Genomic DNA, 13,643 nt, shown 5'->3' on the forward strand with positions numbered 1-13,643 from the left:
CCCGAGTGGTTAAAGGGGACGGGCTGTAAACCCGTTGACTCTGTCTACCTAGGTTCGAATCCTAGCGCGCCCACCATGATTGCCTGTTTAGCTCAGTCGGTAGAGCACTTCGTTGGTAACGAAGAGGTCACCAGTTCGAATCTGGTAGCAGGCACCAGTCTTTTACGGCGGTGTAGCTCAGTTGGTTAGAGCACACGGTTCATACCCGTGGCGTCACTGGTTCGAATCCAGTCACCGCTACCATTGATATTAGCGCGTCCTTTATGGGCGCGTCGTTGTTTATTACGTTTTTGCTCAAGCGAAAACCAAAATAAGGAGGAAAAGAATGGCAAAGGAGAAGTTCGAGCGTACCAAGCCGCATGTTAACATTGGTACGATCGGCCACGTCGACCATGGTAAGACCACGCTGACGGCAGCCATTTCCAAGACCCTGTCCATGAACGACGGGTCTCATGGTACTGCCCATGCGGACTTCACGGCTTTCGAGGACATCGACAAGGCTCCTGAAGAGCGCGAGCGCGGTATCACCATTTCAATTGCTCACATCGAGTACGAAACCGACAAGCGTCACTATGCACACGTTGACTGCCCGGGCCATGCTGACTACGTCAAGAACATGATTACCGGTGCTGCTCAGATGGACGGCGCGATCCTCGTTATCGCTGCTACCGACGGCCCGATGGCCCAGACCCGCGAGCACATCCTGCTCGCCCGTCAGGTCGGCGTTCCCTACATTGTTGTGTTCCTGAACAAGTGCGACATGGTCGACGACGAAGAGCTCATCGAGCTCGTCGAAATGGAAACCCGTGAGCTCCTCAACGAGTACGAGTTCCCCGGAGACGACCTGCCGATCATCAAGGGCTCTGCACTCAAGGCTCTCGAGGGTGACCCCGAGTGGCAGCAGAAGATTTGGGACCTCATGGACGCTGTCGATGAGTACATCCCGACTCCGGAGCGCGACGTCGACAAGCCGTTCCTGATGGCTGTTGAGGATACCATGACCATCACTGGCCGTGGCACCGTTGCTACCGGTCGTGTTGAGCGCGGCGTTCTGCATGTCAACGACCCGCTGGAGATCATCGGCATCAAGGAAACCCAGAACACGGTCTGCACCGGCATCGAAATGTTCCGTAAGCTGCTCGACGAGGCTCAGGCTGGCGACAACATCGGCTGCCTGCTCCGCGGCATCAAGCGCGAGGACATCGAGCGTGGCCAGGTTCTCTGCAAGCCGGGTTCGGTTACCCCGCATCAGGAATTTGAGGGTCAGGTCTACATCCTTACTAAGGAAGAAGGCGGCCGTCACACCCCGTTCTTCGATGGCTATCGTCCGCAGTTCTACTTCCGCACCACCGACATCACTGGTGTTGCACACCTGCCCGAGGGCACCGAGATGGTCATGCCTGGCGACAATGTCACCATTACCGCTGAGCTCATCCACCCGGTCGCTATGGAGGAAGGCCTCCGCTTCGCTATCCGCGAGGGTGGCCGCACCGTTGGTTCCGGTCGCGTGACCAAGATCATCAAGTAACTTAAGTTTGTAGTTGCTTATGGCGAGGGGATGCGATATAGTATCCCCTCGCTGTTCGAATTCATGTGTATGCGACAGCTTGCTAGAAGTGATTGGTAAAAGGAGTTATTAATGCGTACGTTGGTCACCCTGGCCTGCACTGAGTGCAAGCGCCGCAACTACACGACCAAGAAGAACAAGCAGAACAACCCCGACCGCCTCGAGTTTAACAAGTATTGCAAGTGGTGCGGTAAGCACACTGTGCATCGCGAAACTCGTTAGAGGATCGGTCTAGAATCAGGTACAGGCCAGTAGCTCCAATTGGTAGAGCGGCGGTCTCCAAAACCGTTTGTTGGGGGTTCGAGTCCCTCCTGGCCTGCCAGCTTGTCGTATGCGAGCAGCCTTGAAAGGCTGCTTGTTTGGCGTTTAGAAGGAATGATAAATTCCCGAATAAAGGAAGCACATGGCAAAGAAATCTAAGACTCAACGAGCGAAGGCTTCCGCTGCTCGTGCCCAGCGTAAGCAGGCGCGCGAGGAGCTCGAAAACGAATCGCCAGCCTCTGAGAATGTAACTGAGGCCGTCGAGGAGAAGCCGAAGCGTTCTTTGTTTAAAAAGGATACGGATTCGAAGGAAACCGCTGAGAAATCGGCGGCTAAAGCTGTCTCCAAGGACAAAAAGGACGCGAAGTCCAAAAAGAAGCGTTTCCAGTTCTTCCGCGATGTGAAGGCTGAAATGAAGCGCGTTACGTGGCCGACGAAGCAGGATGTCGCACGTTGGAGCGTCGTTGTTGTCTGCGCTTTGGTTTTCTTCGGTGTCTACGTTGCTGTTCTCGACAACTTGATTGCCACGCCGTTGCTTGTCTTTGTCTCGGGGCTGGGAGCTTAAGTCATGTCGAAGAAGTGGTATGTGCTGCACACGTATTCCGGCTATGAAAACAAGGTCAAGACCAATCTTGAGATTCGTGTCGAGACCATGGGGCTTGAGAACAACGTGTTTGCAATTGAAATCCCTACGGAGATGGTGACTGAGATCAAAGAGGGCGGTCGCCGTGTGGAAAGCGAGAAGAAGGTTTTCCCCGGCTATGTTCTCGTCCGTATGGAGCTCGACGACCGTAGCTGGGCTGCGGTTCGCAACACCCCTGGTGTTACGGGTTTTGTCGGCAGTGATGGTAAGCCCGCTCCGCTCACGCGCGATGAGTACAACAAGATTATGAAGCGCACGAGCCATGAGGCTCCGAAGAAGACTTCCACCACGTTGGAAGTGGGTCAGACTATCAAGGTGGTTTCCGGTCCTTTGGCCGAGTTCGATGGGGTTATCTCCGAGGTTGCGCCTGAATCCGGCAAGGTGAAGGTCATGGTATCCATCTTCGGTCGCGAAACGCCGGTCGAACTTTCCTTCGATCAGGTCGCTCGCATTTAAGTTGAGTGCACTAGCGTATGCGTCGGTGCCCGCGTGGACCGGGGCTTCTCACCGTGTATATGCTTTGCGATAGAGAGTAACCAGTAAGCGATTCATCTGAAAGGTAGTACAGATGGCTGAAAAGAAGCAAACCGGCTTCGTCAAGCTGCAAATTCCGGCTGGCGCTGCCAACCCGGCTCCGCCGGTAGGCCCTGCTCTTGGTGCGCAGGGCGTCAACATCATGCAGTTCTGCCAGGCGTTCAACGCTCAGACGCAGGACCAGTCCGGCACCATCATCCCTGTTGAGATTACGGTTTACGAGGACAAGTCCTTCACCTTCGTGTGCAAGACTCCGCCCGCGGCCGTGCTCATCAAGGAGAAGCTCGGCATCAAGAGCGGCTCTGGTATCCCCCAGCTGAAGACCGTCGGCACGCTGACCGACGCTCAGCTCACCGAGATCGCCGAGATCAAGCTCCCCGACCTGAACGCCAACGATATCGATGCCGCGAAAGAAATCATTGCCGGCACCGCTCGTTCCATGGGTGTTCGCATCGAGGGCCGCGAGATGAAGATCAAGTACGTTCCTTCTCGCAAGGTCGCCGCAATGCTCCAGGGCAATGCCTAATCGCACTTACCTGTTTGTTTAAGTGGAAGAGCTAACAACTCGCCAATACCACGAAAGGATTTAAAGAATGGCTAAGAAATCCAAGGCTTATCGCGAGGCAATCGCGAAGGTTCCTTCTGAGGCCGTGGCCCCGCTCGAGGCTATGAAGGTCGTCAAGGAGCTCGCCACCAAGAAGTTCGACGAGACCGTGGAAGTTCACTTCCGTCTCGGCATCGACACCCGCCAGGCTGATCAGCAGCTCCGCGGCACGGTGTCCCTGCCCAACGGCTCTGGCAAGACCGTCCGCGTTGCCGTGTTCGCCGAAGGCGCCATGGCTGAGGCTGCCAAGGAAGCTGGCGCCGACATCGTGGGCACCGAGGAACTCACCCAGCAGATTCAGGCTGGCGAGTTCAACTTCGACGCCGCTGTGGCTACTCCGGACCAGATGGGCAAGGTTGGCCGCCTCGGTAAGATCCTCGGCCCCCGTGGTCTCATGCCGAACCCCAAGCTCGGCACGGTGACCACCGATGTTGCCAAGGCTATCAAGGAGCTCAAGGGCGGCCGCGTTGAGTATCGCGCCGACCGTTACGGCATTGCTCATGTCGTCCTCGGCAAGGCCAGCTTCACCGCTGAGCAGCTCGCTGAGAACTACGGCACCGTTTACGACGAGGTTCTTCGCATGAAGCCGGCTGCTGCCAAGGGCAAGTATGTGAAGTCCATCTCCGTCTCCTCTACGATGGGCCCGGGCGTTGCGGTCGATTCTTCCGTGACCCGCGCGTACACCGAAGCTGCTGAATAGCTTATCAGGCTACTCACTCTATCGATAAAAGAGCGTGGCATTCGTGCCGCGCTCTTTTTGTATTTGCGGGCTATACTGTCTATAGCCGAGCGAAAGGGATGGTATCGATGAGAGCTAATGCTGTGATCTTGAAGTCTCCTGACGAAATCGACGCGATGCGCGAGGCAGGGCGCCTTTCTGCGAAGGTGCTTCGAATCCTGGGCGAGCATGCGAAGCCAGGCATGTCGACGCTTGAGCTTGACGAGATTGCGGAGGAAACCATCCGCTCCGAAGGGGGTATCCCGGCTTTCAAGGGTTACGGCGGATTCCCTGGTTCGATTTGCGCCTCGATCAACGATCAGATTATCCACGGCATTCCTTCCGCGAAAGCGATTCTTCGCGATGGGGATATCCTTTCGATTGACACGGGCGCCACGGTTGACGGATGGGTTGGCGATAATGCGTGGACCTTCCCAATCGGCAAGGTCAGTGAAGAAAAGAAGAAACTGTTGCGCGTGACTGAGAAATGCATGTGGGCTGGTCTCGATGCTGCTCGTGCGGGCAATCATCTAGGTGATATCGGTCATGCCATCCAAAGCATTGCCGAAGGGGCGGGCTTCGGCGTTGTACGCGATTATGGAGGCCATGGCATTGGTCGCGATATGCACGAGAACCCGCATATTCCCAACCATGGGTTTCGCCACTGGGGGCTCACGCTGCGTGTGGGCATGGTTCTTGCTATCGAACCGATGATTAACGCGGGGACGCATAAATTCGTTACCATGCCTGATGGATGGCTTGTCTGTACCAAGGACGGTAAACCATCGGCTCATTTCGAGAAGACGGTGGCGATTACCGAGGACGGCCCCGTCGTTTTGACGACCGAACCCGATTTCAAGAGGCCAGTCTCGAAAGAGAGTGAATAGCTACTTCAGCTGCTTGCCTTTCGTATCCCAATAGAACTTTTTGAACTTGCGTATTTGGTTCATGAACATGATCTTCGCCCAAAGGTTGTGAGAGAAGGTATCGGGCGTATAGTGCAGCGGATAGGACTCCTTGTTCGAGCGCAGGCGTCCGAGCGCTTCGGCGAGACGCGACTCGTTCTCCATCGAGCGCTTCAGCACATATGCGGGAACGCAGCAGTATACGAACGGGTCGTAGGCCTCGTGGTAGGGAATGTCCTCGCCGAGAACGAACTGCCGAACCATGAGCTCAACGAAGTTCTGCCCGCCAAGGCTCATGTAATAGGTGTTGCGGCCGCAGCGCGTGTTCACCTCGAAGAAGCGGAACGATCCGTCGCGCTCGTCGAGCTTGATATCGAAGTTGGCCATGCCGCAGTACCCGACGCGCTTCACGAATCGCTTTGCGCACTCAACGATGGCGTCCTCTCTTTCGCCAAGAATGCACAACGGGTTGCCGATAGCCGTGGGGTCGTGGTCCTGCAGGCACACGACGCCGCCCGACACGCAACGAACCTCGCCTTCCGCATTCGAGAAGGTTGTCAGTGTGCGAATCGCATCATCGCCACCGGGGATGAAGTCTTGGAGCACCATGAGGTTGTTGTAGCTCGATTCGCGCAGAGACTTCCAAACCTCGGCCATCTCGGCAGCATCTTCGATCTCGTAGATCTTGCGCCATCCGCGCACCGTCGGCTCGGCGTCCTGGAACTGCGCCGAGTTCGACGGCTTTGCGATAAGCGGGAACGGGAGCTCGTCTAGCGGAAGCTCGTCGGGACCTGCATCGCTGCAGTCGAAGTACCAGGTCTTGGGACAGGGGATGTCGAGCTCCTCGCACAGCTCGTAGAAGCGGCGCTTCTGTGTGATGTCGTCGAGCAAGTTGAAGTCGATGTAGGGGACGACGATGCCCGCCGCCTCGAGACGGGGCTTCGCCTCGGAGAGCATGCGCGCATGACAGTCGTCGCAGCCGAAGACCATGGGGACGAAATCGGGGTTCTCGCGGGCGAACTCGGCGGCGATGCCCTCGAGCGTCGCATAGAGCACTTCCGCGTTGTGCACGTCGGGGGTGAGGCGGTAATCGGTGAAGCGGCTCGTCGAGAGCATCTTGATGTCTGCGGCGGCAAGCACGATGGTTTGCCCGATGCCAAACGCCCGATTGAGCTCGCGCACGTAGCTGTAAGCGAGGATATCGCCTCCCACGACGATGGGCTTGAGCAGTTTTCCGACTTCTTCTTTGCGTGCGATACGAGGCTTCAAGTTGGTCATGACGTTCCTTTTCATAGTGAGCATGCGCTAACGGCGGCGCAGTTTGCGGAAAACCTTCCCAGCGATGTTGGTGATAAACGACGCTTCGGGGATATGCAGCTTATGGGCAAGGCCAAAGGTAACGATAAGGCTTACAAGCCCACCTGCGACGATGTAGCCGAATGCTTGGAGAAGGGACCCAGAAAGCGGGCTTACGAAGGTTTCGAGTGCGGTCAAAATTCCAAAGCCGCAGAGCGCTCCGATGCCTCCGAGCAGAAGGCCGGCGAATGAGGCGCCGAAGATTTTCCGAACACCCACATGTCCGAGGTGCGCCCTCAGGTAGATGAACATTGCCACGTCTCCCACCACGTAAAACGCAATCGAGGCGAGTGCTATGGACTCGATGGTCGCGGGGTTTGGATCCCCGTTGTAGGTCGTCCATGCCCAAAATGCCGTAAGCGCGACCTGCACGATGCCCGCGAGGAAGTTCAGCGCCGCGTAAACGCCCATTTTGCGCAGGCTCGAGAATACTTTCTGCAGATAGGAGCTGACACCGTAGAACGGCAGCGCAAAGGCGAGCACCACAAGGTAGCTCGAGATGGACTGAATGTTCTCCATCGTGAAGGCGCCGACGTGGTAGAGCGTGACGAGTGGGACGGAGAACACGGCGAGATAGAGCGCGAAGGGTACGAGCAGGAACATAATCTGCGCCGTGCCGTTCGTGATGGCCGATACGACGCCCTTCATGTCGCCTTCCGCCTTCATTTCCGAAAGCTCGGTAAACAGGGCGGTCGTGATGGGAATGGCCAGGAAGGAGTAGGGCAGCGTGTACCACAAACGGGAGTATGCGAGGATCGAGGGGCCGTCAACGGCAAAACAATAGGAGGCCGCGTTCATGACCGACACGGTCGCGAACGAGATGATCATCACGAGAAACGTCGGCCCGCCGATGGCGAGGGTGTCGCGAAGCGCCGGGTCGTGAAGGTCGACGCGGGGGCGCAGGCGGATACCGTTTCGCCTGAGCGCGGGGAGCTGAATCGCCATCTGGACGAAGACGCCGAGCGGGTTGCCGATGGCGATGACGTAGAGCGCGGCGTCGGGGTTTACGGGCGCGATCGCGGCGTACATGAGGAAGGTCGCGATGACGATGGCATTGTTCGCCACCGGGGCGATCGAGGACCACAGATAGTCGCGGTTCGCGTTCAAAAGACCCGACACGATCGACGAAGCTCCGTAGAACATGAGCTGAATGGCGAAGTACTGGAAGAAAAACGTCGCAAGCGCGCTCGATGATTGGTCGGAGTAGAACGTCTGCGTGTAGATGACCTGGGCAGGGAAGACCATGCAGAGGATAGACAGAACGCCGAGGAAGATGGTCACGAGCGTGAGCAGATTCGATGCGTAGGCATTGCCCGCCCTGGTGCCTGATTTCTTCTTGACCGAGATATAGACCGGGAGAAACGCCGTGACCAGCATGCCGCCCATGACGAGCTCGTAGAGCATGTTTGGCAGGTTGTTCGCAACCTGATAGGAGCTTGAGAGGAACGACGAGCCGAGCGCGAAGGCCATCGCCCACGTTCGCAAAAACCCAGTGACGCGGGAGAAGAGCACGCAGACGCTCATGAGCGCCGCCGACGCGCCGACGGAAGATGCCTTGCTTTCGGGCTCTTCGCCGACGATGGTGACATCGGGCGCAGGCGCGGGGGTCCGGACGTCGTTGCCCGCTTTGACGCGCGCTTGGACAGGCACGTTCGTGCGGGCGTCCGACGATGCGGCAAGCGTCTTGTCGACGCCTGCGTGTTTGCTCACGATGGGAATCGCCGAGGTTTCACCTGGGGCTGCACTGCGCATGAGGGTCTGTCGCTCGCGACGGGCGTCGAGCTCGGCCGCCTTATCGGTGCCGGCGTGCTTGCCTATGACGGGGATGCGGCCGGTTTCGCCTGCTTCCCAGGTGTGAGGCTGTGCTGATTGCGTCTCGTTTGCACGATGGGCGCCGTTTTGCTCAGGGGCGCGCCTATGTTGAGCTCGTGCGAGCTTGTCTGACATGCAAACGACCAATTCTCTTCGGATATAATCATCTCATCTTAGCAAACACAACGAAAGCGCTCTCATGAACCTGCTCATCGTACGCAATAACTCCAATTCGCAAGCGATAGATGCATCGCTGCTTTTAGCCACTTACCTGGGAACACAGGGAATCGGCTACGCGATATTCAATTCGTCCGACCTTGAGGGCCTCGATCCCAATCCTCTCGTTTCGCAGCAGCTAGCCCGCGGCGTTGATCTGGCGGTCGTTCTCGGCGGGGACGGGACCATCCTACGCACGGCGCGCGCCATCGGTACCTCGGGCGTCCCGATTTTGGGCATCAACTTTGGAAGACTGGGCTTTCTCGCGAACGAGAGCGACGACGGTGTGGTCGCCATCGTGGCGGCGGCGCTCGCGGGAGAGACGGTGAGCGAGCGGCGCAGCAATCTGCGTGTCGATATCGTCTGCGAAGGGGAGGCCGACCCGTGGGCGTCAAGCGATGCGGACGGGTTGTTTGCCGAATTGCCCGATGAAAAGGTTTCCACTTGGTTCGACGAAGATGAGGATGCGAGTGCGGGCTTTTTGGCAGAGAATGCCCCGGGCCATACCTTCTTCGCCCTGAACGAGGCGGCAGTGACGCGCGGTGCGAACGGGCGCATCATCGATTTCTCGCTTTCCATCTCCGATGTCCCTATCGCGGACATGCGCGGCGACGGGCTTGTGGTTGCTACGGCGACAGGCTCGACCGCCTATGCGCTCTCCGCTGGCGGACCGCTTGTGGCACCCGGCTTCAACGGGCTGATCGCCGTGCCGATAGCCCCGCACTCGCTTCGCGCCCGTGCGATGCTCACCTCGGAAAACGATGTGGTGGAAATGGATTTGTCGCAGAATGCGGCGGGACGGGAGGCGACGCTGTTCATCGACGGAGACATGGCGAAGCTTCCGTCTCCCATCAAGCATATGTACGTGCGCCGCGGTGCCGAGCCGACGACGCTTCTGCGCTACAAGGGTGAGAATTTCTACGAATACGCTTCCTCGGCTTTCTTTTAGGGGCGGCGACCCCCGTCGAAAGAGCGTAAGCGACTCCTTGTAAAAGAGGGCGGTGCCTGCTTCGGAGTAGGCACCGCCCTCGAATGGTTTTACTGCTCGAGCACCCCGTGGCGCTCGTAGCGGGCAACCTGCTCGGGTTTGTTGTTCGCGCCCACGAGCACGACGCGCGGCGGGTTTGCGTCCGCCTCCTGCTCGGTCATCATCGCGTAGCACATGATGATGATCTTGTCGCCGACCGAGACGCAGCGTGCGGCCGCGCCGTTCAGGCAGATGGTGCCGCTGTCGCGCTCGCCTGCGATGACGTAGGTCTCAAAGCGCGCGCCGTTGTTCACGTCGACGATCGCCACCTTCTCGTACTCGCGGATGCCGGCCGCCTCCATGAGCGCCTCGTCAACGGTGATCGAGCCGACGTAGTTGAGTTCGGCCTGCGTGACCGTCGCGCGGTGGATCTTTCCCTTCAGCATATGCAAGAGCATGGGTCGTCTCCTTTCCGTGCGCTACATCTCGAAGATGAAGTTGTCGATCAAGCGCGTCTTGCCGATGCAGACCGCCATCGCCACGAGGACCGAGGAGTCGGCAACATCGACGGGTTTGATGCCGTCCCACGACACCATCTCGACGTAGTCGATGCGTGCGAGCGGCTCTGCTTCGATGATCGCACGCATGGTGCCCAGAATCGTCTTCGCGTCGCGCTCGCCTTCTTTCATAAGGCGCTGCCCTTCGCGCACCGCGCGGGACAGCACGAGCGCCGCTTTACGCTCGGCGGGAGAGAGATAGGTGTTGCGCGAGCTTTTCGCGAGGCCGTCTTCTTCGCGCACGATGGGGCACCCGACGACCTCGACGTTCATGTTCAGGTCGCGAACCATTCTCCGCACGACGGCGAGCTGCTGCGCGTCTTTTTGGCCGAAGTACGCGCGGTCGGCCTGCGAGATGTTCATGAGCTTGGAGACCACGGTGCACACTCCGCGGAAATGCGTGGGGCGCGTTTTGCCGCAGAGCTCGGAGGTGATTTCTTCCACGTTCACAAACGTGCATGCATCGGGGGCGTAGAGCTCGGAGGGCTCGGGGTGGAAGACCAGGTCGGCGCCGGCGTTCTCGATGAGCACGGTGTCGGCGTCGAAGTCGCGCGGGTAGGTGGCAAGATCCTCGTTCGGCGCGAACTGGATGGGGTTCAAAAACACGCTCACCATCACGCGGTCGCATTCGGCGACGGCGCGCTTGATGAGGCTCTCGTGGCCCTCGTGGAGATATCCCATCGTGGGGACAAGTCCCACGGTCAGCCCCTCGGCCTTCCATTGGCGCACGGTCTGCTTCGCCTGCTCGACGGTTGTTGCAATATTCATAGGAGAGTTGTCTTTCTTGCTCAATTAGTACAGTTTCTTAATGACGTCGTCGCCTGCGTGGAAGGTCTCGCTGTCAGCGGGGAAAGTACCGGCGCCGACTGCCTCGATGTAGTCGGAGAAGCCCTTGCGCATCACGTCGCCCACCTCGGCGAAGCGTCGCGCGAACTTGGGGGAGAAGCCGCTCGTCATGCCGAGCATGTCCTGGTAGACGAGAATCTGCCCATCGCATGCTGCGCCGGCTCCGATGCCGATGGTGGGAATCGAGATGCGGCTGGTGACGAGCTCGGCCAAGGCGGCGGGCACGCACTCGAGCACGATGGCGAAGGCGCCGGCTTCCTCAAGCGCACAGGCGTTGTCGAGGAGCGCTCGGGCGGATTCCTCGGTCTTGCCCTGCACCTTGAAGCCGCCGAAGGCGTTCACCGACTGCGGCGTCAGGCCCAGGTGCCCCATCACGGGGATGCCTGCGGCCACGATGGCGCGCACCTGCGGGCAGACTTCGCGCCCGCCCTCGAGCTTCACGGCGTTTGCGCGGCCTTCCTTTAAAAGACGGCCGGCGTTGCGCACCGCATCTTCCACGCTCACCTCGTAGGAGAGGAAGGGCATGTCGCACACGATGAGGGCATGCGAGGCCCCGCGCGCAACCGCGTGGCTGTGGTGGATCATATCTTCCATGGTAACTGAGAGGGTATCTTCGTACCCTAAGATGACGTTCCCTAAGGAATCGCCGATGAGGATGCCGTCAACGCCCGCTTCGTCTTGAAGCTTCGCGGTCGAGTAGTCGTAGGCGGTTAGCATTGCCAACTTTCTGCCCTCGGCTTTCGCGCGCTGGAACGTGGCGACGGTCTGCTTGGAAGCAGGCATAGCCGTCCCTTTCATTTGTATGCTTCGAGGCTGGATGCCTGGCCGTGTGCCGGGTCACCCGCACTCCTTGTGCAGCTGGACAGTATATGTCGTGCGGCTGCACAAGGGAAAGGGAAAACAAGAAATCGCCCGCAAAACACGTGATTTTGCGGGCGATTCGCGAAGGTTGTCGGGCGCCAGCGCATTCCGAGGAGGCATTGCGCCGATCGCAGGAGTTTGCGGGCGTCTTACTTGTGGTAGTAGCGGCGCTGCTCGTATTTCGGCTCGCAGCAGACGTTGATGCCCAAGGTGCGATAGAGCCTCTCGTCGGTGGCGGAGAGGATCACGCTGAAGAAGGCGTCGCATCCGCGCAGGTCGTCCACGTGGTCGAGAAGCTGCTGGGCAAGCGGGTCGGTCGCAGAGCTCACCGAGAGCGCGAGCAGCGTCTCGTCCGAGTGCAGGCGCGGGTTCTTCGAATGCAGCGTCGAGGTCTTGAGCGTGCAGATGGGCTTGATCACGTCGTCGCTGATGACGTAGACGTCGTCGTCGACGCCCGAGACCGCCTTGAGCGCGTTCATCAGAAGCGAGGATGCGGCGCCCAAAAGCGGGGAGGTCTTGCCGGTGACCACGCGCCCGTCGGCGAGCACCATAGCTCCTGCCGGGCCGCCTGTCGTCTCCTCTTTAAGAAGAGCGGCCGAGCGCGCGGGCGAGAAGCTCGAGTCGATGCCCGCCTGGTTCATCAAAAGTTCAAGGCGCTTGACGCGTTCCTCGTGAATGCCGGTGCGGCGCGCGTCGACGGCGGCTTGGAAGTAACGGCGCACGATTTCCATCTTCGCGGCCTCGCGCACGGCGTCATCGTCCACGATTGCGAGTCCCGCCATGTTCACGCCCATGTCGGTAGGCGACTGGTAGGGGCTCTCTCCCGCGATCCGCTCCATCATGGTCTTAAGGACGGGGAAGATCTCCACGTCGCGGTTGTAGTTCACCGTGGTTTTCCCGTAGGCCTCCAGATGGAAGGGGTCGATGCAGTTCGCGTCGTCCAGATCGACTGTCGCGGCCTCGTAGGCGATGTTGACGGGATGTTTCAGCGGCAGATTCCAGATGGGGAACGTCTCGTATTTCGCGTATCCCGCCAGGTTGCCGTGCTTGTGCTCGTGGTAGAGCTGCGAGAGGCAAGTGGCCATCTTGCCCGATCCGGGGCCGGGCGCGGTCACCACGACGAGCGGGTGCGTCGTTTCCACGAACTCGTTTTTGCCGTAGCCCTCGTCGGAGACGATGCGCGCGGTGTCGTAGGGGTACCCGGCGATGGGGTAGTGCAGGTAGCTCTTGATTCCCAGGCCGTCGAGGCGCGAGCGGAATGCCACGGCGGAAGGCTGGTTCTCGAAGTGGGTGATCACGACGCCCGAGGTGGCGAACCCGCGCGAACGGAACACGTCGAGCAGGCGCAGGACCTCCTCATCGTAGGTGATACCCAGATCTCCGCGCGTTTTGGATTTCTCGATGTGGTTCGCGTTGATCGCGATGATGATCTCGACCTCGTCGACCATGGTCTTCAGCATGCGGAACTTGCTGTCGGGCTCGAACCCGGGGAGCACGCGGCTTGCGTGGTAGTCGTCGAAAAGCTTGCCCCCGAACTCGAGGTAGAGCTTGCCTCCGAACTGGTTGATGCGGCTCCTGATGTGCTCTGCCTGAAGTGCTATGTACTTGTCGTTGTCGAATCCTTGGCGCATATGATCGAGACCTTTCGCTTTCCGCAACCCTTGCATACCCATGAACCGAACCATTATATAGGATGTCCACGGCGCTCGGCGTGCGGGCTTGCGCTTCGAATCGAAGATTCAAAGATGAGAAGGGGCGGCGTCCGTCGCACGGGGATTCACGATAGGGAACGGGGC

The 13,643-nt window shown here is 59.1% G+C and carries 14 protein-coding genes and 3 tRNA genes; 11 read left to right on the top strand and 6 right to left on the bottom strand.

The features are described 5' to 3' along the window. Positions 1-81 precede the first annotated feature (81 nt). The 10 genes from Q0I65_RS06710 to map all read left to right on the top strand — a co-directional run bounded on the left by Q0I65_RS06710 (position 82) and on the right by map (position 5,214). Positions 82-157: transfer RNA gene (locus tag Q0I65_RS06710), tRNA-Thr, on the top strand. A gap of 9 nt (positions 158-166) precedes the next feature. Beyond that, positions 167-243 (top strand) — tRNA-Met (locus Q0I65_RS06715). Between the two features lie 82 nt (positions 244-325). Next, entirely contained in the window at positions 326-1,528 is a 1,203-nt protein-coding gene (gene tuf, locus Q0I65_RS06720; protein ID WP_296061498.1) for an elongation factor Tu, read from the top strand. Between the two features lie 111 nt (positions 1,529-1,639). After that, entirely contained in the window at positions 1,640-1,789 is a 150-nt protein-coding gene (gene rpmG / locus Q0I65_RS06725; protein ID WP_158049739.1) for a 50S ribosomal protein L33, read from the top strand. Between the two features lie 23 nt (positions 1,790-1,812). Beyond that, positions 1,813-1,889 (top strand) — tRNA-Trp (locus tag Q0I65_RS06730). Between the two features lie 81 nt (positions 1,890-1,970). After that, positions 1,971-2,393: a preprotein translocase subunit SecE gene (gene secE / locus Q0I65_RS06735; RefSeq protein ID WP_296061503.1), complete on the top strand. Its 423-nt coding sequence runs from the start codon at positions 1,971-1,973 to the stop codon at positions 2,391-2,393. Positions 2,394-2,396: 3 nt separating this feature from the next. After that, positions 2,397-2,927 carry a transcription termination/antitermination protein NusG gene (gene nusG, locus Q0I65_RS06740; protein ID WP_158049737.1) on the top strand — a complete coding sequence of 177 codons (531 nt, stop codon included), beginning with the start codon at positions 2,397-2,399 and terminating at the stop codon, positions 2,925-2,927. 112 nt (positions 2,928-3,039) lie between these two features. Beyond that, positions 3,040-3,531, top strand: coding sequence for a 50S ribosomal protein L11 (gene rplK, locus Q0I65_RS06745; protein ID WP_158049736.1), 492 nt, complete (start codon positions 3,040-3,042; stop codon positions 3,529-3,531). A gap of 67 nt (positions 3,532-3,598) precedes the next feature. Further along, positions 3,599-4,309 (top strand): 50S ribosomal protein L1, encoded by a 711-nt coding sequence (rplA, locus tag Q0I65_RS06750; RefSeq protein WP_296061506.1) that lies wholly within the window; start codon positions 3,599-3,601, stop codon positions 4,307-4,309. Positions 4,310-4,416: 107 nt separating this feature from the next. Beyond that, entirely contained in the window at positions 4,417-5,214 is a 798-nt protein-coding gene (map, locus tag Q0I65_RS06755) for a type I methionyl aminopeptidase (protein WP_296061510.1), read from the top strand. On the opposite strand, the gene Q0I65_RS06760 is transcribed toward map, so the two are convergent. Together Q0I65_RS06760 and murJ are read right to left on the bottom strand one after the other, a co-directional pair. After that, on the bottom strand, positions 5,215-6,510 hold the full coding sequence (locus Q0I65_RS06760; protein WP_296061512.1) for a carboxylate--amine ligase: 1,296 nt from the start codon (positions 6,508-6,510) through the stop codon (positions 5,215-5,217). Between the two features lie 27 nt (positions 6,511-6,537). Beyond that, positions 6,538-8,535 carry a murein biosynthesis integral membrane protein MurJ gene (murJ, locus tag Q0I65_RS06765; protein ID WP_296061514.1) on the bottom strand — a complete coding sequence of 666 codons (1,998 nt, stop codon included), beginning with the start codon at positions 8,533-8,535 and terminating at the stop codon, positions 6,538-6,540. A 64-nt stretch (positions 8,536-8,599) separates the two neighbouring features. On the opposite strand from murJ, the gene Q0I65_RS06770 reads away from it, so the two are divergent. Further along, complete coding sequence (locus Q0I65_RS06770; RefSeq protein WP_296061516.1) at positions 8,600-9,565, top strand: NAD(+)/NADH kinase; 966 nt, start codon at positions 8,600-8,602, stop codon at positions 9,563-9,565. An 89-nt stretch (positions 9,566-9,654) separates the two neighbouring features. Here the strand turns inward: Q0I65_RS06770 and panD are convergent, their stop codons facing one another. The 4 genes from panD to Q0I65_RS06790 all read right to left on the bottom strand — a co-directional run bounded on the left by panD (position 9,655) and on the right by Q0I65_RS06790 (position 13,478). Beyond that, the gene (gene panD, locus Q0I65_RS06775) at positions 9,655-10,041 is read right to left on the bottom strand and encodes an aspartate 1-decarboxylase (protein WP_296061518.1); all 387 of its coding nucleotides are present in this window, start codon (positions 10,039-10,041) and stop codon (positions 9,655-9,657) included. Positions 10,042-10,062: 21 nt separating this feature from the next. Continuing rightward, positions 10,063-10,908: a pantoate--beta-alanine ligase gene (gene panC / locus Q0I65_RS06780; RefSeq protein WP_296061519.1), complete on the bottom strand. Its 846-nt coding sequence runs from the start codon at positions 10,906-10,908 to the stop codon at positions 10,063-10,065. A gap of 24 nt (positions 10,909-10,932) precedes the next feature. After that, positions 10,933-11,769, bottom strand: a complete 837-nt coding sequence (gene panB, locus Q0I65_RS06785; protein ID WP_296061521.1) for a 3-methyl-2-oxobutanoate hydroxymethyltransferase — start codon at positions 11,767-11,769, stop codon at positions 10,933-10,935. Between the two features lie 227 nt (positions 11,770-11,996). Continuing rightward, positions 11,997-13,478, bottom strand: coding sequence for a DUF1846 domain-containing protein (locus tag Q0I65_RS06790; protein ID WP_296061524.1), 1,482 nt, complete (start codon positions 13,476-13,478; stop codon positions 11,997-11,999). Positions 13,479-13,643: the final 165 nt, after the last annotated feature.

Origin of the sequence: uncultured Ellagibacter sp. (genome assembly GCF_934643285.1) — a bacterium.
Classification (GTDB): Bacteria; Actinomycetota; Coriobacteriia; order Coriobacteriales; family Eggerthellaceae; genus Ellagibacter.

Coding starts and splice junctions, on each gene's coding strand:
- rplK (WP_158049736.1), top strand. CDS start 3,040: ATGGCTGAAAAGAAGCAAACCGGCTTCGTCAAGCTGCAAATTCCGGCT.
- rpmG (WP_158049739.1), top strand. CDS start 1,640: ATGCGTACGTTGGTCACCCTGGCCTGCACTGAGTGCAAGCGCCGCAAC.
- nusG (WP_158049737.1), top strand. CDS start 2,397: ATGTCGAAGAAGTGGTATGTGCTGCACACGTATTCCGGCTATGAAAAC.
- secE (WP_296061503.1), top strand. CDS start 1,971: ATGGCAAAGAAATCTAAGACTCAACGAGCGAAGGCTTCCGCTGCTCGT.
- murJ (WP_296061514.1), bottom strand. CDS start 8,535: ATGTCAGACAAGCTCGCACGAGCTCAACATAGGCGCGCCCCTGAGCAA.
- panC (WP_296061519.1), bottom strand. CDS start 10,908: ATGAATATTGCAACAACCGTCGAGCAGGCGAAGCAGACCGTGCGCCAA.
- rplA (WP_296061506.1), top strand. CDS start 3,599: ATGGCTAAGAAATCCAAGGCTTATCGCGAGGCAATCGCGAAGGTTCCT.
- panD (WP_296061518.1), bottom strand. CDS start 10,041: ATGCTCTTGCATATGCTGAAGGGAAAGATCCACCGCGCGACGGTCACG.
- Q0I65_RS06770 (WP_296061516.1), top strand. CDS start 8,600: ATGAACCTGCTCATCGTACGCAATAACTCCAATTCGCAAGCGATAGAT.
- Q0I65_RS06790 (WP_296061524.1), bottom strand. CDS start 13,478: ATGCGCCAAGGATTCGACAACGACAAGTACATAGCACTTCAGGCAGAG.
- tuf (WP_296061498.1), top strand. CDS start 326: ATGGCAAAGGAGAAGTTCGAGCGTACCAAGCCGCATGTTAACATTGGT.
- panB (WP_296061521.1), bottom strand. CDS start 11,769: ATGCCTGCTTCCAAGCAGACCGTCGCCACGTTCCAGCGCGCGAAAGCC.
- map (WP_296061510.1), top strand. CDS start 4,417: ATGAGAGCTAATGCTGTGATCTTGAAGTCTCCTGACGAAATCGACGCG.
- Q0I65_RS06760 (WP_296061512.1), bottom strand. CDS start 6,510: ATGACCAACTTGAAGCCTCGTATCGCACGCAAAGAAGAAGTCGGAAAA.